This window comes from Kitasatospora sp. NPDC043949 (assembly GCF_056435365.1).
The window spans coordinates 104,210-128,110 of record NZ_JBWKEQ010000003.1 but is presented as its reverse complement, the minus strand read 5'-3'; the positions used below and the strand labels follow the sequence as shown (position 1 = coordinate 128,110).

Here is a 23,901-nt window from a genome sequence, read left to right as displayed (position 1 = left end):
CACGCTACGAGTGAGCCGACGGTCCATCCTACGCCAGTGCGTCCGGTGGGCCAAAACGAGGTCCCCCGAAGGCAGCCACCGTGACGTTCCGGCGGGTCAGAACCCGGCGGTGACCTTCAGCGGCTCGACGTGGGCGGTGCAGGCCGCGCAGCGGCGGGCGGCCGCGGGGATCTCGGTCAGGCACTCGGGGCAGGGCCGCTTGGGGGCCTTCGGCTTCTTCGGCAGGTACCGCGCTGTCGCCTTGGTGACCGGCAGCACGACGCAGAAGTACAGCACCGCCGCGGTCATCACGAAGGCGATCAGCACGTTGAGGAACTGGCCGTACGGGAACGTGACCCCGGCCACCGTCGCCTTGTACGAGCTGAAGTCGCCGGCCGCGCCGACCCCGACGCCGACCAGCGGGGTGAGGAAGGCCGACACGAAGCCGGTCACCACCCCGGTGAACGCGGCACCGATGACGACACCGACCGCCATGTCGACGACGTTGCCGCGCATCATGAAGTCGCGGAATCCCTTGAGCACTGCACTCTCCCGATCGATCGAAGCTGCTGAAGCCCCTGCTGAAGCCACTGCCAGCCGATAAAAATAGGACAAAAGCCCTGGAGGTCCAAACCCCCAGGGCCCTGATCCCTTGTCAGCAGCGGAAGTTGGCCGCTCAGCCGACCGTCGCGAGACTAGCCGAGCGGGTCCGGGGCGGCGGTGATGCCCAGCTTCGCGAGCTCCGCCTTGCCGCCGTCGAAGGCCGTCAGGACCAGCGGGCCCTGCTCGGTGACGGCCACCGAGTGCTCCCAGTGCGAGGCCCAGGTGCCGTCGTTGGTGACGACCGTCCAGTCGTCCTCCAGCACGGCGGTGTGCGGGGTGCCCAGCGAGACCATCGGCTCGATCGCCAGCACGGTGCCGGGGATCAGCTTCGGGCCCTTGCCGCGGCCGCGCTCGACGTAGTTCAGCACGTGCGGCTCCATGTGCATCGCGGTGCCGATGCCGTGGCCGCCGTAGCCCTCGGTGATGCCCCACTTGCCCTTGGGGGGCAGCGGCTGGCGGCGGATGAAGCCCTCGATCGCCTTGGAGACGTCGACCAGGCGGTTGTTCTTCTTCATCTGGGCGATGCCGGCCCACATCGAGCCCTCGGTCACCCGGCTCAGCATCTCGACCTCGGGGCGGACCTCGCCGACCGCCACGGTGATCGCCGAGTCGCCGTGCCAGCCGTCCAGGATGGCGCCGCAGTCGATCGAGATGACGTCGCCCTCCTGGAGCACCCGGTCACCGGGGATGCCGTGCACGACCTCGTTGTTCACCGAGGCGCAGATCACCCCGGGGAACCACAGACCGCCGTGGTCGGCGCGGAAGTTGGAGGTCGCACCGTGGTCGGTGATGACCTTGTCCGCGATGTCGTTGAGCTCCTGGGTGGTCACCCCCGGGGCGACCGCCTCCCGGCAGGCCTTGAGCGCCTCGGCGACGACCAGCCCGGCCGCTCGCATCTTCGCGATCTGCTCGGGGGTCTTGATCTCCACCATCTGGTCACGCCTTCCACGTTCTGTTTGCCACTGCCTACCACCGTACGACGCCGTACGGCCGCGCCGCCCGGGATCGGGGAGCGCGGCCGTACGGCGTCGCCGGGAAACTCAGTTGTCCTGCTTCAGCGCCTCGATCGCGCGGCGGGTGACCTCGTCCACCTTGCCGAGGGCCGAGATGGTCGCCACCAGGCCCTGCTGGGCGTAGTAGTCGATGATCGGCTCGGTCTCCGTGTGGTAGACCTCCAGCCGGGTGCGCACCTTGTCCTCGGTGTCGTCCGAGCGCTGGTACAGCTCGCCGCCGCACTCGTCGCAGACGCCCTCGGCCTTCGGCGGGTTGTAGTCCACGTGGAAGACGTGGCCCCCGTCGTTGCGGCACAGGCGGCGGCCGGCGATCCGACGGACCACCTCGTCCTCGGGGACCTCCAGGTCCAGCACGCCGTCCAGCTTGATCCCCTGCTCGGCGAGGAAGTCGTCGAGCGCCTTGGCCTGGCCGAGGTTGCGGGGGAAGCCGTCGAGCAGGAAGCCGCCCGCGGCGTCCTCCTGGAGCATGCGGTCCTTGGCCATCCCGATGGTGACCTCATCCGGCACCAGGCGACCCGCGTCCATGTAGCTCTTGGCCTCGAGCCCCAGCGGGGTGCCCTGACCGATGTTGGCGCGGAACAGGTCGCCGGTGGAGATGTGGGGAATGGACAGGGTCTTGGCGAGCAGGTGCGCCTGAGTACCCTTCCCGGCCCCGGGAGGACCAACGAGGACGATACGCATCAGCGGAGGAACCCTTCGTAATTGCGCTGCTGGAGCTGGCTCTCGATCTGCTTCACAGTTTCGAGTCCGACGCCGACGACGATGAGCACGCTGGTGCCGCCGAACGGGAAGTTGGTCTGCTGTCCGAAGGCGACCAGGGCGATCATCGGGATCAACGCGATCAGGCCCAGGTAGAGCGAACCCGGCCACGTGATTCGGGTCAGCACGTAGTTCAGGTACTCGGCCGTCGGTCGGCCGGCCCGGATGCCCGGGATGAAGCCACCATACTTCTTCATATTGTCGGCAACTTCTTCGGGGTTGAAGGAGATCGCGACGTAGAAGAAGGCGAAGAAGACGATCAGCAGGAAGTAGGTCGCCATGTAGATCGGGTGGTCGCCCTTGACGAAGTGCTGGGTGACCCACACCGCCCAGCCCGACTGGCTACCGGTCAGCTGGACCACCAGGGCCGGGATGTACAGCAGCGACGAGGCGAAGATGACCGGGATGACACCGGCCTGGTTCACCTTGAGCGGGATGTAGGTCGACGTGCCGCCGAACGCCCGCCGGCCGATCATCCGCTTCGCGTACTGCACCGGGATCCGGCGCTGGGCCTGCTCGACGAAGATGACCAGCATCACAACGATGATGCCGACCGCGACCACGGACAGGAACTCGACCCAGCCGCCACCGATGGTGCCGGAGCCCTTGATCGCCCACATCGAGGACGGGAACTGCGCGGCGATCGAGGTGAAGATCAGCAGCGACATGCCGTTGCCGATGCCGCGGTCCGTGATCAGCTCGCCCAGCCACATGATCACCGTGGTGCCGGCGGTCATCGTGATCACCATGACGGCGATCCGGAACACGCTCGTGTCCGGGACGATCTGGTTGCCCACCGGGCAGCCGGAGAACAGCGCGCCGCTGGAGGCCGTCGCCACGATGCCGGTGCCCTGGAGCACGGCGAGCGCGATGGTCAGGTAGCGGGTGTACTGGGTGATCTTCGTCTGGCCGGCCTGGCCCTCCTTCTTCAGCGCTTCCAGTCGCGGGATCACGACCGTGAGGAGCTGGAGGATGATGCTCGCGGTGATGTACGGCATGATGCCGAGCGCGAAGATCGTCAGCTGGAGGAGCGCGCCACCGCTGAACAGGTTGACGAGCCCGAAGAGGCCGTTGTTCTTGGTGTCCTTCACACACTCGTTCACGGCCGTGAAGCTCACGCCGGGGATCGGAATGTGCGAGCCCAGGCGGAACAGCACCATGATGCCCAGCGTGAACAGCAGCTTCTTGCGCAGGTCGGGCGTCTGGAACGCCCGCGCGAACGCACTGAGCACGGTGCCTCCTGCGCCTCCCGCGCGTCGTCGGCGGGAGGGTCGGTCCTGAATGGGAGTTTTGGCGGTACGGGCTCCCGTACAGACGGCACAGGCGAGCCTACGCGCAGCCTACAAGGGAACTCCACGGACTCTAACAGTGCGCAGCCACTCGGAAGAAGCGCGTACCGCCCCTCCCCCACTCACGGGGTACGGGATGCCCGGGTTTGCCACACAAAAGAACGAGGGCACGTCAACGGAATGCCCGGAAAACGCGATGCCCGGAAAACGCGCGAGCCCCGCGCCTCCCGAAGGAGGTGCGGGGCTCGCACGGAAGTCAGCGGGCTCAGACGAGCTCGGTGACGGTACCGCCGGCGGCGGTGATCTTCTCGGCGGCGGAGCCGGAGACGGCGTCGACCGTCACCTGCAGCGCAACCGAGATCTCGCCGGTGCCGAGCACCTTGACGAGGGAGTTCTTGCGAACCGCGCCCTTGGCGACCAGGTCCTCGACGGTGACCTCTCCACCCTGCGGGTAGAGCTCGGCCAGCTTGTCGAGGTTGACGACCTGGAACGTGATCTTGAACGGGTTCTTGAAGCCCTTCAGCTTCGGCAGGCGCATGTGGAGCGGCATCTGGCCACCCTCGAAGCGCTGCGGAACCTGGTAGCGGGCCTTGGTGCCCTTGGTACCACGACCGGCGGTCTTACCCTTGGAGCCCTCACCACGACCCACGCGGATCTTGTCGGTCTTGGCACCCGGGGCGGGACGCAGGTTGTGGATCTTGATCGGGTTGTCGCCCATGATCAGTCCACCTCCTCAACCGTCACCAGGTGACGGACCGTGTGGGCCATCCCGCGGATCTCGGGACGGTCCTCCTTCACCACGACGTCGTGCATGCGCTTGAGACCAAGCGAACGCAGGGTGTCACGGTGATTCTGCTTGCTGCCGATGTACGACTTGGTCTGCGTGATCTTCAGGCGAGCCATCAGGCGCTCACCCCTGCAGCACGCGCCCGCAGCAGAGCGGCGGGGGCCACGTCCTCCAGCGGCAGGCCACGACGAGCGGCGATCTCCTCGGGGCGCACGAGGCCCTTCAGAGCAGCCACGGTGGCGTGCACGATGTTGATCGCGTTGTCCGAGCCGAGCGACTTCGACAGGATGTCGTGAATGCCGGCGCACTCCAGGACGGCGCGCACCGGACCACCGGCGATAACACCGGTACCGGGGGCGGCGGGCTTCAGGAGCACGACGCCGGCGGCCTTCTCACCCTGGATCGGGTGCGGGATGGTGCCCTGGATACGGGGGACCTTGAAGAAGTTCTTCTTGGCCTCCTCAACACCCTTGGCGATGGCGGCCGGAACCTCCTTCGCCTTCCCGTAACCGACACCCACGGTGCCGTCACCGTCGCCCACCACGACCAGCGCGGTGAAGCTGAAACGACGACCACCCTTGACAACCTTGGCGACACGGTTGATCGCGACAACGCGCTCGACGTAAGCGGTCTTCTCGACGGCGGGGGCGTTGCCCCGGTCGTCACGCTTACGGTCGCGCCGCTCGCCACCGCCGGTGCCACCGCCGGCGCCGCTACCGCGGCGCTGGGGTCCAGCCATTGGAATTACCTCTCTCGATTACGTCCGTCGACTGAGTCGACGAGCGGCTTAGAAGTCGAGCCCGGCCTCGCGAGCCGCGTCCGCCAGGGCGGCGATGCGGCCGGCGTACCGGTTGCCCGCGCGGTCGAAGACGACCGACTCGATGCCGGCAGCCTTGGCGCGCTCGGCGACCAGGCTCCCGACCTTCTTGGCCAGCTCGGTCTTGTCGCCCTCGGCGCCCTTGATGGACACGTCGAGGGTGGACGCCGACGCCAGGGTGTGACCCTTGGCGTCGTCGATGACCTGGGCGACCATGTGACGGTTCGAGCGCGTCACGACGAGGCGCGGACGCACCTCGGTGCCGACGACGCGCTTGCGAACGCGGATCGCGCGGCGCTTACGAGCGGCGCTCTTGTAGGCGTTGCCCTTGCCGATCTTGACAGAGACGCTCATCGCTTACTTACCACTCTTTCCGACCTTGCGGCGGATGACCTCGCCCGCGTACTTGACGCCCTTGGCCTTGTACGGGTCGGGCTTGCGCAGCTTGCGGATCTTCGCGGCGACCTCGCCGACCTTCTGCTTGTCGATGCCGTCCACGTGGAACTTGGTGGCCGACTCGACGACGAAGGAAATGCCCTCGGGGGCCTCGACCAGGATCGGGTGGCTGTAGCCCAGCTGGAACTCCATGTCGGAGCCCTTCGCCAGAACTCGGTAGCCGACACCGCTGATCTCCAGCGACTTGCGGTAGCCCGCGGTCACGCCGGTGATCATGTTCGCCACCAGCGTGCGGGAAAGGCCGTGCAGGGCCTTCGACAGACGCTCGTCGTTGGGGCGGGTGACGAGCAGCGTGCCGTCCTCGCCCTTACCGATCTCGATCGGCGCGGCGACAACGTGGGTGAGGGAGCCCTTGGGGCCCTTCACCGAGACCGCCTGGCCATCGATGGTGACGTCCACGCCAGCGGGGACCTGGATGGGCAGCCGTCCAATGCGCGACATTGCTGTACCTCCGTTTCCCGAATTACCAGACGTAGGCGAGAACTTCTCCGCCTACGCCCTTCTTGGCGGCCTGCTTGTCGGTGAGGAGACCCGAGGACGTGGAGATGATCGCCACGCCCAGGCCGCCGAGCACCTTCGGCAGGTTGGTGGACTTTGCGTAGACCCGCAGGCCCGGCTTGCTGATCCGCTTGATGCCAGCGATCGAGCGCTCACGGTTGGGACCGAACTTGAGCTCGATGGTCAGCTTCTTGCCGACCTCGCCCTCAACGGGCTCCTCAACCTTGTAGGAGGAGATGTACCCCTCCTGCTGCAGGATCTCGGCGACGTGCGCCTTGATCTTGCTGGCCGGCATCGCCACGGAGTCGTGGTACGCCGAGTTAGCGTTACGCAGACGCGTGAGCATGTCTGCGATGGGGTCGGTCATGGTCATGATGGCCTCAGGCCTCTCTCGCCGTGGTTTCTCCGCGCCAGGTCCCCCCGCCGCACTCCGAGGAGTGCGGCAGGGGCACAGACGCAGGGGACCTGCGGCGTCGTAAGACTGGGTGCGAGCCCTCCGAAGAGGGTCGACGGCAGCTACGGAGCTGCCGCGACAGGGGGCCCGACCTCACTACCCTACGGGATTCCGTACGCAGCCCCAAAAAAGGGGCTCTGTGGGGTCGGGCACACCTGCTTCGCTATGGCGCTACCGCGAGGTCCTGGTTACCAGGAGCTCTTGGTCACGCCCGGCAGCTCGCCGCGGTGCGCCATCTCACGAAGGCAGACACGGCAGAGGCCGAACTTGCGGTACACCGAGTGCGGACGGCCGCAGCGCTGGCACCGGGTGTAGGCCCGGACGCCGAACTTCGGCTTGCGCTCGGACTTCGCGATGAGGGACTTCTTCGCCATGTGGTTACGCCTCCTTGAACGGGAAGCCCAGAGCGCGCAGGAGCGCCCGGCCCTCGTCGTCGGTCTGGGCGGTGGTCACGACGGTGATGTCCATACCGCGCTGACGGTCGACCTTGTCCTGGTCGATCTCGTGGAACATGACCTGCTCGGTCAGACCGAAGGTGTAGTTGCCACGGCCGTCGAACTGCTTCGGGGAGAGGCCACGGAAGTCACGGATACGCGGCAGGGCCAGCGACACCAGACGGTCCAGGAACTCCCACATGCGGTCACCACGGAGGGTGACGTGGGTGCCGATCGGCTGGCCCTCACGCAGCTTGAACTGCGCGATGGACTTGCGAGCCTTCGTCACCGCCGGCTTCTGACCGGTGATGGCGGTGAGGTCGCGGATCGCGCCCTCGATCAGCTTGCTGTCACGGGCGGCCTCGCCGACACCCATGTTGACGACGACCTTGACCAGGCCGGGCGTCAGCATGACGTTCTCGTACGAGAACTGCTCCTGCAGCTGACCCTTGATCTCGGAGTTGTAACGCTCCTTGAGACGGGGGGTCACCTTCTCAACAGTCGTCTCAGACATCAGATGTCCTCACCGGTTCGCTTGGCAACGCGGATCTTGTTGCCCTCGTCATCGAAGCGGTAGCCAACGCGGGTGACGACCTTCTTGCCGTCCTTCTCCACGACCAGCTGGACGTTGGAGACGTGCACCGGGGCCTCGACGGTGACGATGCCACCCTGAGTGCCCGGGCCCGGCTTGGTGTGCTTCTTGACCCGGTTCACACCCTCGACCAGGACCTTGTTCTCGGCGGGCATGGCCTGGATGACCTTGCCCTGCTTGCCGCGGTCCTTGCCGGTGATGACCTGAACCAGGTCACCCTTCTTGATCTTCATGCTGTTCGCCATGAGTTAGAGCACCTCCGGCGCAAGCGAGATGATCTTCATGAACTTCTTGTCACGCAGCTCGCGGCCCACCGGGCCGAAGATGCGGGTACCACGGGGGTCACCATCGGTGTTCTTCAGAACGACCGCGGCGTTCTCGTCGAAGCGGATGTACGAGCCATCCGGACGACGACGCGACTTCACGGTACGGACGACGACGCACTTGACGACGTCACCCTTCTTCACCGAACCGCCGGGGATCGCGTCCTTGACGGTCGCGACGATGACGTCCCCGATGCCGGCGTAGCGACGACCGGAGCCACCGAGAACGCGGATGCAAAGGATTTCCTTCGCGCCCGTGTTGTCGGCGACACGCAGTCGCGACTCCTGCTGGATCACAGCTTTCTCCTGATCGTCAACGAGAGCTGACGGGCCGGCCGCTGCTCACACCAGCGCCCACGAGGGGCCTGGTGCACATACGGCCGTACCGCATCAACTTCGTTACTTGGCCTTCTCGAGGATCTCGACGACGCGCCAGCGCTTCGTCGCGGACAGCGGGCGGGTCTCCGCCAGGAGGACCCGGTCGCCGATGCCGCAGGCGTTCGCCTCGTCGTGCGCCTTCAGCTTGTTCGTACGGCGGATGACCTTGCCGTACAGAGCGTGCTTGACGCGGTCCTCGACGGCGACGACGACGGTCTTGTCCATCTTGTCACTGACGACGAGACCCTCACGGGTCTTGCGGAAACCGCGCGTCTCGTTGGTGTTCTCAGTCATCAGGCGTTCTCCACCGTCTCGATGCCCAGCTCGCGCTCGCGCATCAGGGTGTAGATCCGCGCGATGTCCTTACGGACGAGCTTGAGCCGTCCGTGGTTGTCGAGCTGCCCGGTCGCCGCCTGGAAGCGGAGGTTGAACAGCTCCTCCTTGGCCTCACGGAGCTTGGCAACGAGACCCTCGTTGTCCAGCTCGCGGAGGTCAGCAGCCTTGGTGCCGGCCGACATCAGCTCTCACCTGCCTCGCGCCGGATGATCCGGCACTTCATCGGGAGCTTGTGAGCAGCGCGGGTCAGCGCCTCACGAGCCACCTTCTCGTTGGGGTACGACAGCTCGAACATGACCCGACCCGGGTGCACGTTCGCGATCCACCACTCGGGCGAACCCTTACCGGAACCCATGCGGGTCTCGGCCGGCTTCTTGGTGAGCGGACGGTCCGGGTAGATGTTGATCCAGACCTTGCCGCCACGCTTGATGTGACGGGTGACGGCGATACGAGCGGACTCGATCTGCCGGTTCGTCACGTAGGCCGGGGTGACGGCCTGGATGCCGTACTCGCCGAAGGCGAGCTCGGTGCCACCCTTGGCAGCGCCACGGCGCTTGGGGTGGTGCTGCTTGCGGTGCTTGACCCGACGGGGGATCAGCATTGGAGTCAGGCCTCCGTTCCGGTGTTCTCGGCAGCCGGAGCCTCGGCGGCCGGGGCCGCGGAGGCCTCGGCAGCGGCGGGGCGACGGCCACGGCCACCGCGCTCGCCACCACGGCGCTCGCCACCGCGGGCGGGACGACCACCCTCGGGACGGGCCGGGCGGTTGCCCGAGCGGGCAGCGGCGTTCTCAGCGCGGACCTCGGCGATGTTCTTGACGTCGCCCTTGTAGATCCAGACCTTCACACCGATGCGGCCGAAGGTCGTCTTGGCCTCGAAGAAGCCGTAGTCGACGTTCGCGCGCAGGGTGTGCAGCGGCACACGGCCCTCGCGGTAGAACTCCGAACGGCTCATCTCGGCGCCGCCGAGACGACCGGAGCACTGGACCTTGATGCCCTTGGCGCCGGACTTCATGGTGCCCTGCATCGACTTGCGCATGGCACGACGGAAGGAGACGCGGGAGGACAGCTGCTCCGCGACGCCCTGAGCCACGAGCTGGGCGTCCAGCTCGGGGTTCTTGACCTCGAGGATGTTCAGCTGGACCTGCTTGCCGGTCAGCTTCTCGAGGTCGCCGCGGATGCGGTCGGCCTCGGTGCCACGGCGGCCGATGACGATGCCGGGGCGAGCGGTGTGGATGTCAACGCGGACGCGGTCGCGGGTGCGCTCGATCTCGACCTTGGAGATGCCGGCGCGCTCCATGCCCTTCGTCATCATGCGACGAATGGCGACGTCTTCCTTGACGTAGTCCTTGTACAGCTTGTCGGCGTACCAGCGGGACTTGAAGTCCGTGCTGATGCCAAGGCGGAACCCGTGCGGGTTAACCTTCTGGCCCATTACCGGGTCCCTTCCTTGCTGCTGACGACCACGGTGATGTGGCTGGTCCGCTTGCGGATCCGGAAGGCACGACCCTGCGCACGCGGACGGAACCGCTTCAGGGTCGGGCCCTCGTCAACATACGCCTCGCTGATGACGAGGTCGTCCACGTTGGAGTGGTTGTAGTTGTGCGCGGCGTTGGCAATGGCGCTGTCGAGCACCTTGCCGACGGGCACGGTGGCGGCCTGCGGAGCGAAACGCAGGACGGCCTGGGCCTCCGTGGCCGGCAGGCCACGGATGAGGTCCACCACGCGGCGGGCCTTCATGGGCGTGACGCGGATGTACCGCGCCTGGGCCCTGGCTTCCATGGTTGTCCCCTTGCTGGTGTAAGTCATTGAGTCGGTAATCTCGCTGGCGACTAGCGACGCTTCGACTTGCGGTCGTCCTTGACGTGACCGCGGAAGGTACGCGTCGGCGCGAACTCGCCGAGCTTGTGGCCGACCATCGACTCGGTGACGAACACCGGGACGTGCTTACGGCCATCGTGCACCGCGATCGTGTGGCCGAGCATGGCCGGGAAGATCACGGAGCGACGGGACCAGGTCTTGATGACGTTCTGGGTACCCGCCTCGTTCTGCGCGTCCACCTTCTTGAGAAGGTGGCCGTCGATGAAGGGGCCCTTCTTGAGACTGCGCGGCATCTGACCTGCTCCTAGCGCTTCTTGTTGGTCTTGCGGCGGCGCACGATGAGGGCGTTCGAAGCCTTCTTCGGGCTACGAGTGCGACCCTCCTTCTGGCCCCACGGCGAGACCGGGTGGCGGCCACCAGAGGTCTTACCCTCACCACCACCGTGCGGGTGGTCGATCGGGTTCATGGCGACACCACGCACGGTCGGGCGGACGCCCTTCCAGCGCATGCGGCCGGCCTTGCCCCAGTTGATGTTCGACTGCTCGGCGTTGCCGACCTCACCGACGGTGGCGCGGCAGCGCGCGTCCACCAGGCGGATCTCACCGGAGGGCATGCGCAGGTGCGCCATCTTGCCCTCACGCGCCAGCAGCTGGATGCCGGCACCGGCGGAGCGGGCCATCTTGGCACCGCCACCGGGACGCAGCTCCACCGCGTGGATGGTGGTACCGACCGGGATGTTGCGAAGCGGCAGGTTGTTGCCCGGCTTGATGTCGGCGCCAGCGCCGTTCTCGATCCGGTCACCCTGCGCGATACCGCGCGGCGCGATGATGTAGCGCTTCTCGCCGTCCGCGTAGTGCAGGAGCGCGATGCGCGCGGTGCGGTTCGGGTCGTACTCGATGTGCGCGACCTTGGCCGGCACGCCGTCCTTGTCGTGACGACGGAAGTCGATCACGCGGTAGGCGCGCTTGTGACCGCCACCCTGGTGGCGAACGGTGATCCGACCGGCGTTGTTACGGCCGCCCTTGCTGTGCAGGGGGCGAACCAGCGACTTCTCCGGCGTGGACCGCGTGATCTCTACGAAGTCGGCCACGCTGGAGCCACGACGGCCCGGCGTAGTCGGCTTGTACTTGCGGATGCCCATTTGGCTCTCTCGTCCTCGTCCTTATCGACGATCACGATCTCCGTTAGGAGACCGGACCACCGAAGATGTCGATGCGGTTGCCCTCAGCCAGCGTCACGATGGCGCGCTTGGTGTCCTTGCGCTTGCCAAAGCCCGTCTTGGAGCGCTTGCGCTTGCCCTGACGGTTGAGCGTGTTGACGGACTCGACCTTGACCGAGAAGACCGCCTCGACGGCCTGCTTGATCTGGGTCTTGTTGGCACCGGGCGACACGACGAACGTGTACTTGTTCTCGTCGAGGAGCGAGTAGCTCTTCTCCGAGATGACCGGCTTCACCAGGACGTCACGGGGGTCCGTGAACGTCTTGCTCGTGATCTCTGCAGCCATCAGGCGGCGCTCCCTTCGAGCTCGCCCTCAGCAGCCACGGCCTTGGCGGACGCGGCGGGACCCGCCACGAAACGCTCGAAGGCGGCCTGGGTGAAGACCACATCGTCGGAGACGAGCACGTCGTAGGTGTTCAGCTGACCGGCGTCCAGGATGTGCACGTGCGGCAGGTTGCGGGCGCTCTTCAGACCCAGCTCGTCGGCACGCTCGACGACGAGGAGGATGTTCTTGCGCTCGGTGATCTTGCCGAACAGACCCTTGGCGGCCTTGGTCGACGGCGCCTCGGCCGCGATCACGTCGGTGACGACGTGGATGCGGTTGTGGCGGGCCCGGTCGGTGAGCGCACCGCGCAGGGCGGCGGCGATCATCTTCTTCGGGGTCCGCTGCGAGTAGTCGCGCGGCACGGGACCGTGCACGACGCCACCGCCGGCGAACTGCGGGGCGCGGGTCGAGCCCTGACGGGCGCGGCCGGTGCCCTTCTGGCGGTACGGCTTCTTGCCGCCACCGCGGACCTCGGCGCGAGTCTTGGTCTTGTGGGTGCCCTGACGGGCCGCAGCGAGCTGCGCCACGACGACCTGGTGCATCAGCGGAACGCTGACCTTCGCGTCGAAGATCTCGGCCGGCAGCTCGAGGCTGCCGGTCTTGTCGCCCGAGGGCGACAGGATGTCAATGGTGCTCATATCCTCACAGCCCCTTCGCCGCAGTGCGGACGAGGACGAGGCCGCCGTTCGGGCCCGGGATTGCGCCCTTGATCAGGAGCAGCCCCTTCTCCGCGTCAACGGCATGGATGGTCAGGTTCTGGGTGGTCACACGCTCGTGGCCCATCCGGCCGGCCATCCTCACGCCCTTGAACACGCGACCCGGGGTGGCGCAGCCACCGATCGAGCCGGGCGAGCGGTGCTTGCGCTGCACACCGTGACCGGCGCCGAGGCCCCGGAAGTTGTGGCGCTTCATGACACCGGCGAAGCCCTTGCCCTTGGAGGTGCCGGTCACGTCGACCTTGACACCCGCCTCGAACAGCTCCGCGGTGATCTCCTGGCCGAGGGTGTACTCGGACGCGTCCGTGGTACGGAGCTCGACCAGGTGGCGGCGCGGGGTGACACCGGCCTTGGCGAAGTGGCCCGCGAGGGGCTTGTTCACCTTGCGGGGGTCGATCTCGCCGAAGCCGATCTGGACGGCGTCGTAGCCGGCCGGACTGTCAGCGGTGTGGACCTGGGTCACGACATTGGGCCCAGCCTTGACGACGGTCACCGGAACGATCCGGTTGTTCTCGTCCCAGACCTGGGTCATGCCGAGCTTCTCGCCCAGGATGCCCTTAATCTGCTTAGCCATCTTCGGTGCGCCTCTCAGAGCTTGATCTCGATGTCGACGCCAGCCGGCAGGTCGAGACGCATGAGCGAGTCAACCGTCTTCGGCGTGGGGTCGAGGATGTCGATCAGACGCTTGTGAGTACGCATCTCGAAGTGCTCGCGCGAGTCCTTGTACTTGTGCGGCGAGCGGATGACGCAGTACACGTTCTTCTCAGTGGGCAGCGGCACCGGGCCTGCGACCTGCGCACCAGTACGGATCACCGTCTCGACGATCTTCTTCGCCGAGGAATCGATGACCTCGTGGTCGTAGGCCTTGAGCCGGATGCGGATCTTCTGTCCCGCCATGGCTACTCAGTAGTCCTTTGTCCTTAGTCACTGCACGACCACCCTCCGACCCCCGCGCTCGGGCGTGTCGCACTCGCGCTTGCAAAAAACCGGCGAACAACTCGTCGGTTTCAAGATTTCGGGGTGGGGGGCCGGGTCGAGGCCCCGCATACGCTTCCCGGAAGATTCCCGTACTTTCGCCCCGCAGCTGCCGTGGCGTCGACTTCACGCTTAACGGCCATCACGGGAACGACGAATACCTGGGACTCGCTTCCAGTCCTCCCGGCGGGAGGCGCGCAGCATCGGCAACTCAACCGAGCAACTTGGACATACTGCCACATGGAGCAGCCCGGATGCCAATCGGGGCCGGTGAGGTCGCCCTCACCGGCCCCGATCGGGTGACCGTCCCCAACCGCGGCGCTCACCGCCGCGGACCCGCGTCACCAGGGTCGCTTGCTCCCGCAGGTCAGCGCCCACTCGTCACCGGTCACGTTGGCGCACCACAGCTGACCCTTGTCGGGCTCGTTGTTGTACTCCTTGAGCTCCTTGTTCACCGGCGCGCAGTCGGTCGGCCCGGCCGGGTCGTACTTCGGGCACTTGCCGTCGCGGTTCACCAGGATGTGCGCGCGCCAGGCGTCCGCGCCCATGTCGATGCCCTTGGCCCCGGCGACCGGCACGAACTCGGGCCTGGTGGTCGGCATGTAGCGGTCCGCCGACCAGGAGGCCGCCATGGTGGCGAACAGCGCCACCGCGCAGACCGCGCCGGCGACCAGCCGGCCGGTGACCGCGGGCCGCAGGGTCAGCGGCGCCGGCCGCCCGTCGGTGCCGACCCGCTGCACCGTGCGCAGCCAACCGGTGCCCCGCTGGACGAGGAACATCAGGCCGAGCACCGCGAGGATCATCAACGCGTAGAGGATGATCCAGGTCGTCCGCGGGTACAGCTGGATGGACTTCGTCTGGGCCATCTGGGAGGCGAACCAGAAGCGCAGCAGCCAGGCGCTGATCAGGGTGGCCGTCACGGTCCGGACGGCGATGCTGCGCAGCCCGAGGCCCAGCGCCAGCGCGACCCCGGCGAGCAGCAGCAGGGTGTAGGCGCTCTGCCCGGCGAGCTCACCGCGCCACGGGAAGTCGTGGTAGTTCAGGTCGCCGTTGCGGTCCGAGGCCCAGCTCATGATGTACGCCGGGTCGATGTACACCGAGAGGTACGCGTACCGGTCCTTGGCCTGGGCGCCCAGCCGCACCAGCTCGTACAGCAGCGGCGAGCCGACCACGCCGGCGCTCACCAGCGTCACGCCGAGGAACAGCAGCGCCCGCTTGATCCGGGCGGCGCCCTGGCGCCACGGGACGACGAACAGCGTCAGGACGAGGACGCCGGGCGCGGCCCAGATGAACCAGCCCGAGTACCAGAGGAACATCAGGCCGAACGAGACGCCGAAGCCGAGGCCGCGCAGCACCGTGGACCGGGTGGACAGCTCGTGCGACCGGCGGAGCTCCCGCAGGGCGGCGGCCAGCATCGGCACCATGACCAGCATCGTGACGTGGCTGTACGGCCGGATCGGGTCGAGGAAGAGGATCGCCGACGGGACGGCGATCAGCAGCGCCCAGACCGGCCGCAGCATCAGCCGCCAGGAGAGGTACGCCATCGGGCCGACCAGTGCGCTGCAGATCAGCTGGACGTCCTTCATGGCGTAGCCGACGCCGCCGACGCCGCCGTAGAACAGCTTCGACCAGACCGCCAGCAGCGCCGGGAAGCCGGGCGGGTAGACGCCGGGCAGGCCCTTGCCCCGCAGCATGTCGTTGGCCATGCCCATGAGGTTGCCCGGGTCGCCCTCCTGACCGCCGAGGCCCCACTGGGTACCGTTCAGCGCCACCGCGATCCCGCCCGCGACCGCACCGGTGGCCAGTCCGGCGACGGCCGCGCAGACCAGTCGCTGGGCCAGCTGGTACCGGGCCAGGCTGCCCCGGTAGGCGGCGTACAGCAGCACCGCCAGGATGGGCAGGCCCACGATGGCGGCGTACTTCTGGAGCATGGCCAGACCGCTGACCTGGCCCACCCGGTTCAGCGGGTTGACGTCGATGCGGGTGCAGAGCAGCGCGAAGCCGAACGCCGCCACGATCGAGACCAGGGCCTCGGCCGAGCGGACCGCCCAGGGGCGCTCCAGCAGGCCGTCGAGCCGTCCGGGGCGGGGCGCGATCGCGCCCTCCGGTTCGAGCGACTCCTTGCTGGAGCCGCCGACCGGGCTGGTGGCCAGATCAGTCATGTCAGTCACTTCCGTGCAGTGGCCACGTCCGATGAGTGGCGAAGGATGGCTCAGTGGACCGGCGATCAGCGGCCATCATAGGGCGCTTACCAGAAGCCGAAGCCTCGGGCAAGGACCCCGTGCCGGCCGTATCGGGGCTTGGGCGTGGTGGTTCAGCAGGATCCGCCCGGTCGGTCGTCGGTGCTCCCCATGAGCACCCCCTCACCCACCTAGAGCCCAGCGGCCGGCCGAAGCGCTTACTCCCGCCCCGTCGAATTCGGCCGGGCGCCTCGGGGCGCCGTGACCCGGGGGCCTCCGGCCGGCTGCCGGCACCGCCCTCGGACACGCTCCGGTCAGCTGCTGCGGACCGCGCGGCCGACCATGGCGCCGGCGTGGGAGAAGTCACCCGCGCCGAGCCGGCCGGCGGCGACCATCAGGGCGTGCAGGCGGGACGAGAGGTGCAGGTCGGCCGAGCGCGCGGCGTTGGTCCAGCCCTTGGCGCGCAGCTCCTTGGAGATCAGCGAGTAGTACCGCAGCTCCTCGTCGAAGCGCTTGCCGTCCTTGACCCGGTTCGAGGAGTCGCTGGCCTGGTGGCGCCGGTAGCGGAACACCTCGCGCTCGTCGACCAGCAGGTTGCCGCCCTCCATCAGCATGTCGACCATGAACGCCAGGTCGTGGATGGCGTCGATGTCCGGGCGGTACGGGATCTTCGACAGCGCGGACTGGCGGTAGGTGAGCGACGGCGTGTACAGCCAGTTGCCGGACAGCAGGCTCTTCACCGCGGCCTCGCCGCTGATCACCCCGGCCTTGCGGGCCGGCGCGCTGATCCGGCGCTTGACCTTGTCGCCGATGCCGAGCGAGGGCACCAGGGTCCCGTCGCTGTCCATCACCCGCACGCCCGGCTGGACCGCGATCGCGTTCGGGTCGGCCCGCAGGCGCTCCAGGACGACGTCCAGGTAGTCGGGCTCCAGCAGGTCGTCGGCGCCCATCATCGAGACGAACTCGCGCTCGGCCAGGGTGGAGGCCTTGTAGGTGTTGCCGTTGGGGCCCAGCCGCTCCGCGTTGCGGATGTACCGGATCCGCTCGTCGTTCAGGCTCTCGATGTACTGGGGCGCCCGGAAGCCCGGGTACTGGTCGTCCACGACGGTCAGCCGCCAGTCCTGCTGGTGCTGGGCCCGGATGCTGTCGATGGTGGCGAACAGGTACTCCGGATCGCCGTAGTACGGGATGACGAAATCGACGCTCATGACGGCGCCGCACCTCCTGGTCCTGGATCACGCTTCGGTGCCGCCCGGCCGCGGCCAGCGGGGCGCCCCAAGTCAACCAGCTTTGCCGGGCCCGTGCGTCAGCCGGTCGGCCCACACCGGCGCCGGGGGGCGGAAAGCGGGTGCGCAGAGGCCGCCGATCGGAAATTCTGGCACACAGAAATACGTCCACCGGGCGGCCGGGGGATGAATGAACTCGGTAATGTCCGGATTTTCCGGAGCCCAAGAAGACGGCACACATCGGCGCCCCCTCTTTGACAACGGACGAACGGGCGTCACCGTTCGACCCGGTGGCCGACGGTCGAAGGGGACCGTTCGCCGGCCTCTCCGGCGGCGCGCTCACCCGCACGCACGGCTGAGGGCCGGCACCCCGTCGGGGGTACCGGCCCTCAAACCCTGTGCCCTGTCGCGTGGAGCGCGATCAGTGGTCGGAGCCGACCGGAGCGTCGAGGCGGTCGTTGTTGTGACGGACGCCCTCGGTGATGGCGACCGTACGGGCCAGGTCGGTGAGCTTCTTCTCCAGCGACCGGAAGCGCAGGTAGGTGTTGAGCGTCAGGAAGCCCATGGCGATGACCATCAGGTAGAGCACCAGGTCCGTGCCACGGCCGACGCCCAGTGCGGTGGCCAGCTTGGTCACGCCGGCCGGCCACAGGATCGCGATGACGTTGGCGATGACGAAGAGCGAGAAGGCGATGCGCTTCCACGCCCGGGTGTTCGCGGCGTCCCAGCGCCGGACGAACAGGAGGGCCATGCCCACGGCGGCCAGGACGAGGATCAGCTGGATCCAGAGGTGATTCATCGGCGGTTACGCTCCCGCAGCGAGATGTCGAAGAGGATGTTCACGCCGTTGATCAGGGACTGGCCCTTGGCGCGCGAGTAGTCGGTGTAGAGGATGTCCACCGGCACCTCTGCAACCCGGAGGTCCGAGCCGGCGAGGAAGGAGACGATCTCCGAAGCGTGGGCCATGCCGTTCATGGTGATCCGGATGCGGCTGGCCGCCTCCCGGTTCATCACGCGCAGACCGTTGTGCGCGTCGGTGAGCTTGAGCTTGCGGGCGGTCGGGCTGACCGCGGCGGCGGTGCGGAGCACGACCCGCTTGATCCACGGCACCTGGCCGGTCTGCTCGATGAAGCGGGAGCCGAGCACGATGTCGGCCTCGTCCTGGCGCAGCAGCGCCACCATCTTCTCCACGTCGGCGGTCTGGTGCTGGCCGTCCGCGTCGAAGGTGGCGAAGTACTCGGCGCCCTCCTGCCCCAGCGCGTACTTCAGGCCGGTCTGCAGCGCTGCGCCCTGGCCCAGGTTGACCGGGTGCCGCACCAGGTGGGCGCCGGTCGTCATGACGTGCTTCGCCGTGTCGTCGGTGCAGCCGTCGTCGATCACCACGATGTTGGGGAAGGTCTTGCGTGCCCCCTCCACGACCTCGGCGATCACCTGGCCTTCGTTGTAGGCCGGGATCACCAGCCAGACGTTGTCATAGTCGGACACAGGGGCTCCATGCTTGGCGAACGGCACGGCGTCGCGTGCCTCGGTCTGTCTGTCGGTGGTGATCACGGGCGTCGTCGGCCAATCACAGTCCGGTCCCCCGCCGTCACGAGGTCCGCAGCGGCTCGGCCGCGCTCCTGCTGTCCAGCCCGGAGTGCCCGGAGGCGGCGGGGCGGGAGGGGAACGCGCGGTACAGCGCCCACAGCATCAGGACGGCGCTGACCAGCGCGCCGGCCAGGTACGCGAGCTCGGCACGGAGACCGACGTCACCCGGGGAGAGGGCGACCGCAACCAATGCTACGGAACCGGCCGTCCAGCCCACCAGCTGTCGGCGGTGCTGGGCGCTCGACATCAGCGCCTGGCCGAAGACCGTCGCGAGGACGTAGCAGAGGGTGCCGAGGACGAGCCAGGTGAAGTCCAGCGGGTTGAGCAGGTCCTTGGCGTTGAAGAGCAGCGGGTTGAGCCAGGCGCCGAGCGCGATGACCGGCAGCCCGCCGCCGATACACATGGCGGCGACGATCGCCGTGGTGCGGGTCAGCACCTTGCGGAACTCGGCGTGGTCGCCGGCCGCGGTGGCACCCGAGAGCGCGGAGACCATGGAGGCCTGGAGGGCGCTGTAGGCGAAGAGCGGCACGCGGGCCATCACCACGGCCTGGCCGAGGGCGAAGACCAGGGCGTCGGACGCCTCGGAGTGCTTCGGAGCGAGCAGGCGCACGCAGACGACGGTCGCGTTCACCACCAGCTGGCTGAGCATCACGGAGCCGATCAGCAGGCCGAGCCCGCTGGTGAGCTGGCGCCAGGACACCTCCGGCCCGGGGGCGCGGTCGGCGAGGATGCCGCGCAGGCCGATCAGCGAGGCGGCGACCGGGGCGACCACCAGGATCAGGCCGAAGGCCAGCGCCGAGTGCAGCCCGAGGACGGCGGTCAGCGCGGCCAGCCCGATGCGCAGGGCACCGTCGACGGCCAGCTGGGTGCCGTAGGGGCCGAACAGCCCGAGGCCGGCCAGCGCACCGCGGGAGACCGAGCTCACCGCGAGGCCCGCCATGCCGCCGGCGAGGGCCACCACGAGGGTCCGGTCACCGCCGAACAGCTGGTCGGCGATCGGGCCGGCGGCGGCGGCCAGCACCGCGCAGGCCACGGCCAGGATCGCCAGGGCGAGCAGCAGCATCCGCCGTACCGCGGGCAGTGCCCCCGCCCCGGACACCTTGCGGGCGGCGACCAGCCGCGTCAGCTCCAGTTCGACGGGCTGGAACAGACCCCACCCGACGGACATCACGATCGTCCAGAGCATCGTCACCCTGGCTGCACCGGCCGTGCCCAGGCTGTAGCCCACGAGCGCCATGTAGACGTACGCCGAGGCGCCGAGCACGACCGTCCCACCGACCACGAGCCGGGCCCCCGGGGGTAGCACCCCGAGCAGCTTGGCGATCGGGTTCTTCATCACATGATCACCGAATTAACCGGCCGACCTTGCCACACGTCTCCGCACGAGGCCGGCCCGGCCGTGCGATTGCTGTGAATAGTAGCGGGTAGCCGTGAACGTCCGATGACGGTGGCCCCCACCCTCAGACCCCCGGGAAGGTACGGGACCACGGCTCCGTCCAAAGGTTCTGAGGATCGCTCAGCACCGTCACCGTGACACCCTGCGCCGCCAGGTCCCGCTTGATCCGGTCGCCCACGGAGGGGTCGGCGGTCAGGACGGTCGGCGGGACGGGCGCGGCCGGGAGCTTGTCGATGGCTCCCTTGAGGCGGCCCAGAGACTTCTGGTAGTCCTCCTCCTTCACCTGGGGACCGCCGATGGACACCCAGTGGATGTCGTACAGCGCCGTCATGTCGCCCCCGCGCCGGTTCAGCAGCGAGGCGAGCCAGGTGGCCTTGAGGTTCTTGTAGTCGTCGTTGGCGAAGAGCGCGATCACCGGGCCCTTGCTCGAGATGTCGAGCGCCTGCGCGCCCTTGGGGCCCATGTCCCCCTTGAACTCGCCGCGTCCCCAGGCCACCAGCGGGTTGGCGGACCAGGCGGACGGGTTGTCCTTGGTGGTCAGGAAGCCCCACTGCACGTTGGCGAAGAGGCTGAGCGCGGCGGCGACGGCGAGGCCGGACATCGCCAGCTCGCCGAGGCGGCTCGGCAGCGTGCGGCCCGTCCCCCGGTACGGGCTCTGCAGCATGACCCCGACGGCGCCGAGGGATATCAGGCTGACCACGACGCCCACGGCCGTCATCTTGTGGAAGTAGTACGAGTACTTGCCGATGGTGTGCAGCTGGTAGGCGGCGAAGGCGCTGAGCAGCCCGCCGGTGCCGAGCAGGACCGCGAGGTGCGCCTGGCCGACGGCGGTCCGGCGGTTGCGCGGCATGACCGCGGCCAGCAGGCCGAGCAGCCCGCCGCCGATGAGTATGGAGCGGTCGGCCCCGACGCTCGGGCCGTTCATGTTCGAGGCACTGGCCACGTCGAGGTTGCCCAGCACGGACAGGACGCTCGGCAGCGCGGCCACGCCCAGCGCGCACGCCAGCGCGCCGGCGGTCCACCACCAGCGCCCGGCGAACTTGCGCCGGTGCGCCGCCAGTGCGCCCAGCAGTGCCACGCCGACGAAGGCGCCGTAGATGTTGTACGCGTAGGTGACGGTGATCAGACCGGCCGACGCGGCCAGCACGAACTCGGTGGTGCCCATCGCCGGCCGGATCAGCACGGCCAGCGCGAGTGCTATCAGCAGCAGCCCGATGAAGGTCGAGTCGAAGCCGTGGACCATCAGGTCCATGTAGTTGCTCGCGAACATGATCGCGCCGACGGTCGCGCACACCGCCGCGCAGCGCCAGCCGCGCAGCCGCGGCCCGCCGATCCACCGGGCCGCCCAGACCAGCGCGGCGCAGAACAGCGCGTAGCCCACCAGCAGGTACAGGAAGTACCGGTTCATGGTGTAGAGCATGTCGCCGGAGTCGGCGGCGGAGTGGACGAGGGTGTCCGTCCAGGCCAGCAGGAAGTGGGAGCCCTGCGGGTACGTCACCTCGGACGGCGGTATCAGGAAGGACCGGGCCGCGTCCTGGTGGAGGAAGTTGAAGCCGCCGACGTTCTGGATGCCGGAGAAGAAGGAGAAGTGCGCGAGCCGGTCCTCCGACGTGGCGAAGTACGCGACCCGCTCGGCCGCCGACGTTCCCGCGATCGGGTGGAACAGGTAGTGCCAGACGCCGTAACCGGTGCCCAGGACCAGCAGGTCGGACCAGCGGAAGCGCAACGGCAGGCGCGGGCCGCGGCGGGCGGCCCAGGCGGCGACCGTCACCACGCTGAACATCAGGCCGCTGGTGGCGACCGGCGAGAGGCCCCACGGCCAGAGCGAGAAGAGCAGGCCGAACGTCAGCACCGAACCGGCGAGCACCAGCCCGGCGACGAACAGCCGGTCGAGCAGCACGCCGCCGACCCGGAGCACGGCGGCTATGGAGAACAGCAGCAGCGGCAGCAGCAGGACGCCCAGGTCCAGCGCGACCAGCCCGGTCGGCACCAGCCAGGACAGGGCCAGTCCCCCGGCCAGGACGAGCGGGTTGCGCCTGGACCGTCCACCGGTGGTCGACTCGGGCGGCGGCCCCGGCGGTGCGGTCGGACGTTGAAGCTCGCGCTCAGGCGAGGAATGTACGGTCGACACGGTGCCGTGCCCCTTCGGTCAAGTCCCTGCCGCCCGTCTCCCCGGCCGGGTGCGGACTTCCACTACCGTCAGCGGGCAGGCTACGAGCCACAGCATACCGAGGGGCCCGTCGGCACGACGGGCTGAGGGGCCCGGGTGGGCGGTCCGCGAACCAGTGGGAACGGCCGCCGTTCAGCCCCGGTTCAGCCCCGGAAGACCCAGATCTTCAGCAGCACGAACCGGGCCACCGTGGCCAGGCCGTTGGCGGCGACCAGTCCGGCGACCTCCACCGGCCGGGAGGCGTTCGGCGCCACCTGGTCCAGCAGGGCGAGCACGCCCGCGCTCAGGCCGAGCCCGATCAGGAAGGCCACCGCGCCCTGGAGCTGGTGCCGGACCATGCCCTGCGAGCCGGTGACCCCGAAGGTGAAACGGCGGTTGGCCGCGGTGTTGGCCACCGCGCTGACGGCCAGCGCGATCAGGTTCGCCGCCTGCGGGTCGGTGAACCACCGCGCGGCGACGAACAGCGCCAGGTAGAAGACGGTGCTGAGCACGCCGATGACCAGGAAGGACGGCAGCTGGCGGCGGGTCGACGGGGCCGGCTCGACGGGCTCCGCCGGTCCCTCGGTGACGGTCACCGGCCCGGGCCCCGCGCGTCGTCCTGCGCCGCGGCGTCCTGCGCCAGTTCGTCGTCCGCCGAGTCGTAGCCGACGAAGTAGGTCGGGCGGGCCTGCACCGCCGAGTAGATCCGGCCGACGTACTCCCCCAGCAGTCCGACGCAGATCAGCTGTACGGCGCCGATGAAGAGCATGCCGATGAACAGCGAGGACCAGCCGGGCACGGTCGCACCGAGCGCGTACGAGAGGGTGGTGTAGACCGCGAGGGCCAGGCAGACCACGAAGCTCACCAGGCCCAGCCAGGTGGCCAGCCGCAGCGGGGCGGCGGAGAAGTTGGTCACGCTGTCCAGCGCGAGCCGGACCATCTTGGACAGCGGGTAGTGGGTGCCGCCGGCCACCCGCTCCTCCCGGACGTACACCACCTCGCCGCTGGGGAAGCCGAGCCACGGCACCAGCAGCCGGTAGACGGGCTGGTGCTCGGGCAGCTGCTTGAGGGCCTCCACGGCCGCGCGGCTGAGCAGGCGGAAGTCGCCGGCCTGGTTGGGCATCCGCTTGCCGACCAGCTTGCGCATCAGCCAGTAGTAGGCGCCGGCCGTCCGGCGCTTGAAGGCGGTGTCGGTGGCGCGGTCCCCGCGCACGCCGTAGACGACGTCGAAGCCCTGCTCGCGGGCCAGGTCGAGCATCTCCGGGATCTTCTCCGGCGGGTCCTGGAGGTCCGCGTCGATGCTCACCACGTAGTCGCCGCGCGCCCGGTGGATGCCGGCGGTGAGCGCGGCCTGGTGCCCCGAGTTGCGGGCGAAGCGGACGATGCGGAACTCCGGCCAGTCCTGCCGGACCTTCTGCAGGACGACGGGGGTGGCGTCCGTGCTGCCGTCGTCGACGCCCACGACCTCGTAGTCGACCCCGAGCCCGTCCAGGATCGGCCGCAGCCGCTCGACGGTCAGCGGGAGCGCCTCCTGCTCGTTGTAGATCGGCATCACGACCGACAACAGTGGTGCCGTTGGCATGCGTTGGATCC

33 protein-coding genes are annotated in these 23,901 nt (G+C 68.4%); all 33 read right to left on the bottom strand.

The features are described from left to right. Nucleotides 1-96: 96 nt before the first annotated feature. The 33 genes from mscL to AC07AL_RS04095 all read right to left on the bottom strand — a co-directional run bounded on the left by mscL (nucleotide 97) and on the right by AC07AL_RS04095 (nucleotide 23,890). Complete coding sequence (gene mscL, locus AC07AL_RS04255; RefSeq protein WP_363580119.1) at nucleotides 97-522, bottom strand: large conductance mechanosensitive channel protein MscL; 426 nt, start codon at nucleotides 520-522, stop codon at nucleotides 97-99. Nucleotides 523-674: 152 nt separating this feature from the next. Continuing rightward, nucleotides 675-1,514 (bottom strand): type I methionyl aminopeptidase, encoded by an 840-nt coding sequence (gene map, locus AC07AL_RS04250; RefSeq protein WP_363580117.1) that lies wholly within the window; start codon nucleotides 1,512-1,514, stop codon nucleotides 675-677. Nucleotides 1,515-1,622: 108 nt separating this feature from the next. Beyond that, a complete protein-coding gene (locus AC07AL_RS04245; RefSeq protein ID WP_363580115.1) occupies nucleotides 1,623-2,276 on the bottom strand; it encodes an adenylate kinase in 654 nt (217 codons plus the stop codon). Next, a complete protein-coding gene (secY, locus tag AC07AL_RS04240) occupies nucleotides 2,276-3,586 on the bottom strand; it encodes a preprotein translocase subunit SecY (protein ID WP_063348973.1) in 1,311 nt (436 codons plus the stop codon). Before secY ends, AC07AL_RS04245 begins: the two co-directional genes overlap by 1 nt. A gap of 322 nt (nucleotides 3,587-3,908) precedes the next feature. After that, nucleotides 3,909-4,361 (bottom strand): 50S ribosomal protein L15, encoded by a 453-nt coding sequence (rplO, locus tag AC07AL_RS04235; RefSeq protein ID WP_255752515.1) that lies wholly within the window; start codon nucleotides 4,359-4,361, stop codon nucleotides 3,909-3,911. A 2-nt stretch (nucleotides 4,362-4,363) separates the two neighbouring features. Further along, nucleotides 4,364-4,546: a 50S ribosomal protein L30 gene (gene rpmD / locus AC07AL_RS04230; protein WP_030055835.1), complete on the bottom strand. Its 183-nt coding sequence runs from the start codon at nucleotides 4,544-4,546 to the stop codon at nucleotides 4,364-4,366. Continuing rightward, a complete protein-coding gene (gene rpsE, locus AC07AL_RS04225) occupies nucleotides 4,546-5,169 on the bottom strand; it encodes a 30S ribosomal protein S5 (protein ID WP_030055834.1) in 624 nt (207 codons plus the stop codon). The genes rpmD and rpsE overlap by 1 nt, the downstream gene beginning before the upstream one ends. 48 nt (nucleotides 5,170-5,217) lie before the next feature. Further along, on the bottom strand, nucleotides 5,218-5,601 hold the full coding sequence (rplR, locus tag AC07AL_RS04220) for a 50S ribosomal protein L18 (RefSeq protein ID WP_030280785.1): 384 nt from the start codon (nucleotides 5,599-5,601) through the stop codon (nucleotides 5,218-5,220). Nucleotides 5,602-5,604: 3 nt separating this feature from the next. Further along, nucleotides 5,605-6,144 (bottom strand): 50S ribosomal protein L6, encoded by a 540-nt coding sequence (rplF, locus tag AC07AL_RS04215; protein WP_030055832.1) that lies wholly within the window; start codon nucleotides 6,142-6,144, stop codon nucleotides 5,605-5,607. Nucleotides 6,145-6,166: 22 nt separating this feature from the next. Next, on the bottom strand, nucleotides 6,167-6,574 hold the full coding sequence (rpsH, locus tag AC07AL_RS04210; protein ID WP_030055831.1) for a 30S ribosomal protein S8: 408 nt from the start codon (nucleotides 6,572-6,574) through the stop codon (nucleotides 6,167-6,169). A 269-nt stretch (nucleotides 6,575-6,843) separates the two neighbouring features. Next, nucleotides 6,844-7,029, bottom strand: a complete 186-nt coding sequence (locus AC07AL_RS04205) for a type Z 30S ribosomal protein S14 (protein WP_030055830.1) — start codon at nucleotides 7,027-7,029, stop codon at nucleotides 6,844-6,846. Nucleotides 7,030-7,033: 4 nt separating this feature from the next. After that, the gene (gene rplE, locus AC07AL_RS04200; RefSeq protein ID WP_030393302.1) at nucleotides 7,034-7,603 is read right to left on the bottom strand and encodes a 50S ribosomal protein L5; all 570 of its coding nucleotides are present in this window, start codon (nucleotides 7,601-7,603) and stop codon (nucleotides 7,034-7,036) included. Next, the gene (gene rplX, locus AC07AL_RS04195) at nucleotides 7,603-7,914 is read right to left on the bottom strand and encodes a 50S ribosomal protein L24 (RefSeq protein WP_030055828.1); all 312 of its coding nucleotides are present in this window, start codon (nucleotides 7,912-7,914) and stop codon (nucleotides 7,603-7,605) included. Before rplX ends, rplE begins: the two co-directional genes overlap by 1 nt. A 15-nt stretch (nucleotides 7,915-7,929) precedes the next feature. Beyond that, nucleotides 7,930-8,301 (bottom strand): 50S ribosomal protein L14, encoded by a 372-nt coding sequence (gene rplN / locus AC07AL_RS04190; RefSeq protein ID WP_030393301.1) that lies wholly within the window; start codon nucleotides 8,299-8,301, stop codon nucleotides 7,930-7,932. 102 nt (nucleotides 8,302-8,403) lie between these two features. Beyond that, a complete protein-coding gene (gene rpsQ, locus AC07AL_RS04185) occupies nucleotides 8,404-8,676 on the bottom strand; it encodes a 30S ribosomal protein S17 (RefSeq protein ID WP_030055826.1) in 273 nt (90 codons plus the stop codon). Then, nucleotides 8,676-8,900: a 50S ribosomal protein L29 gene (gene rpmC, locus AC07AL_RS04180; RefSeq protein ID WP_063348970.1), complete on the bottom strand. Its 225-nt coding sequence runs from the start codon at nucleotides 8,898-8,900 to the stop codon at nucleotides 8,676-8,678. Before rpmC ends, rpsQ begins: the two co-directional genes overlap by 1 nt. Continuing rightward, nucleotides 8,900-9,319 (bottom strand): 50S ribosomal protein L16, encoded by a 420-nt coding sequence (gene rplP / locus AC07AL_RS04175; RefSeq protein WP_030055824.1) that lies wholly within the window; start codon nucleotides 9,317-9,319, stop codon nucleotides 8,900-8,902. The genes rpmC and rplP overlap by 1 nt, the downstream gene beginning before the upstream one ends. 5 nt (nucleotides 9,320-9,324) lie before the next feature. Further along, nucleotides 9,325-10,149, bottom strand: a complete 825-nt coding sequence (gene rpsC / locus AC07AL_RS04170; protein WP_363580113.1) for a 30S ribosomal protein S3 — start codon at nucleotides 10,147-10,149, stop codon at nucleotides 9,325-9,327. Further along, entirely contained in the window at nucleotides 10,149-10,496 is a 348-nt protein-coding gene (gene rplV, locus AC07AL_RS04165; protein WP_363580111.1) for a 50S ribosomal protein L22, read from the bottom strand. The genes rpsC and rplV overlap by 1 nt, the downstream gene beginning before the upstream one ends. 50 nt (nucleotides 10,497-10,546) lie before the next feature. Beyond that, complete coding sequence (rpsS, locus tag AC07AL_RS04160) at nucleotides 10,547-10,828, bottom strand: 30S ribosomal protein S19 (RefSeq protein ID WP_030055821.1); 282 nt, start codon at nucleotides 10,826-10,828, stop codon at nucleotides 10,547-10,549. Nucleotides 10,829-10,839: 11 nt separating this feature from the next. Next, complete coding sequence (gene rplB / locus AC07AL_RS04155; RefSeq protein WP_063348968.1) at nucleotides 10,840-11,676, bottom strand: 50S ribosomal protein L2; 837 nt, start codon at nucleotides 11,674-11,676, stop codon at nucleotides 10,840-10,842. Nucleotides 11,677-11,719: 43 nt separating this feature from the next. Further along, nucleotides 11,720-12,040 carry a 50S ribosomal protein L23 gene (gene rplW / locus AC07AL_RS04150; RefSeq protein WP_063348967.1) on the bottom strand — a complete coding sequence of 107 codons (321 nt, stop codon included), beginning with the start codon at nucleotides 12,038-12,040 and terminating at the stop codon, nucleotides 11,720-11,722. After that, nucleotides 12,040-12,717: a 50S ribosomal protein L4 gene (gene rplD / locus AC07AL_RS04145; RefSeq protein ID WP_350877106.1), complete on the bottom strand. Its 678-nt coding sequence runs from the start codon at nucleotides 12,715-12,717 to the stop codon at nucleotides 12,040-12,042. Before rplD ends, rplW begins: the two co-directional genes overlap by 1 nt. 4 nt (nucleotides 12,718-12,721) lie before the next feature. Then, the gene (gene rplC, locus AC07AL_RS04140) at nucleotides 12,722-13,369 is read right to left on the bottom strand and encodes a 50S ribosomal protein L3 (RefSeq protein WP_327677876.1); all 648 of its coding nucleotides are present in this window, start codon (nucleotides 13,367-13,369) and stop codon (nucleotides 12,722-12,724) included. Nucleotides 13,370-13,383: 14 nt separating this feature from the next. After that, nucleotides 13,384-13,692 (bottom strand): 30S ribosomal protein S10, encoded by a 309-nt coding sequence (gene rpsJ / locus AC07AL_RS04135; protein WP_012785157.1) that lies wholly within the window; start codon nucleotides 13,690-13,692, stop codon nucleotides 13,384-13,386. 419 nt (nucleotides 13,693-14,111) lie between these two features. Then, complete coding sequence (locus AC07AL_RS04130) at nucleotides 14,112-15,932, bottom strand: hypothetical protein (protein WP_363580108.1); 1,821 nt, start codon at nucleotides 15,930-15,932, stop codon at nucleotides 14,112-14,114. A gap of 332 nt (nucleotides 15,933-16,264) precedes the next feature. Next, complete coding sequence (locus AC07AL_RS04125; RefSeq protein ID WP_363580106.1) at nucleotides 16,265-17,158, bottom strand: glycosyltransferase family 2 protein; 894 nt, start codon at nucleotides 17,156-17,158, stop codon at nucleotides 16,265-16,267. Between the two features lie 439 nt (nucleotides 17,159-17,597). Further along, nucleotides 17,598-17,975, bottom strand: a complete 378-nt coding sequence (locus AC07AL_RS04120; protein ID WP_363580104.1) for a DUF2304 domain-containing protein — start codon at nucleotides 17,973-17,975, stop codon at nucleotides 17,598-17,600. Then, nucleotides 17,972-18,661: a glycosyltransferase family 2 protein gene (locus AC07AL_RS04115; RefSeq protein ID WP_363580102.1), complete on the bottom strand. Its 690-nt coding sequence runs from the start codon at nucleotides 18,659-18,661 to the stop codon at nucleotides 17,972-17,974. Before AC07AL_RS04115 ends, AC07AL_RS04120 begins: the two co-directional genes overlap by 4 nt. A gap of 103 nt (nucleotides 18,662-18,764) precedes the next feature. Continuing rightward, on the bottom strand, nucleotides 18,765-20,099 hold the full coding sequence (locus tag AC07AL_RS04110; RefSeq protein ID WP_363580100.1) for a hypothetical protein: 1,335 nt from the start codon (nucleotides 20,097-20,099) through the stop codon (nucleotides 18,765-18,767). A gap of 124 nt (nucleotides 20,100-20,223) precedes the next feature. Beyond that, nucleotides 20,224-22,290, bottom strand: coding sequence for a hypothetical protein (locus AC07AL_RS04105; RefSeq protein WP_363580098.1), 2,067 nt, complete (start codon nucleotides 22,288-22,290; stop codon nucleotides 20,224-20,226). Between the two features lie 182 nt (nucleotides 22,291-22,472). Next, entirely contained in the window at nucleotides 22,473-22,904 is a 432-nt protein-coding gene (locus AC07AL_RS04100) for a GtrA family protein (protein WP_363580096.1), read from the bottom strand. Then, nucleotides 22,901-23,890 carry a glycosyltransferase family 2 protein gene (locus AC07AL_RS04095; protein ID WP_363580094.1) on the bottom strand — a complete coding sequence of 330 codons (990 nt, stop codon included), beginning with the start codon at nucleotides 23,888-23,890 and terminating at the stop codon, nucleotides 22,901-22,903. The genes AC07AL_RS04100 and AC07AL_RS04095 overlap by 4 nt, the downstream gene beginning before the upstream one ends. Nucleotides 23,891-23,901: the final 11 nt, after the last annotated feature.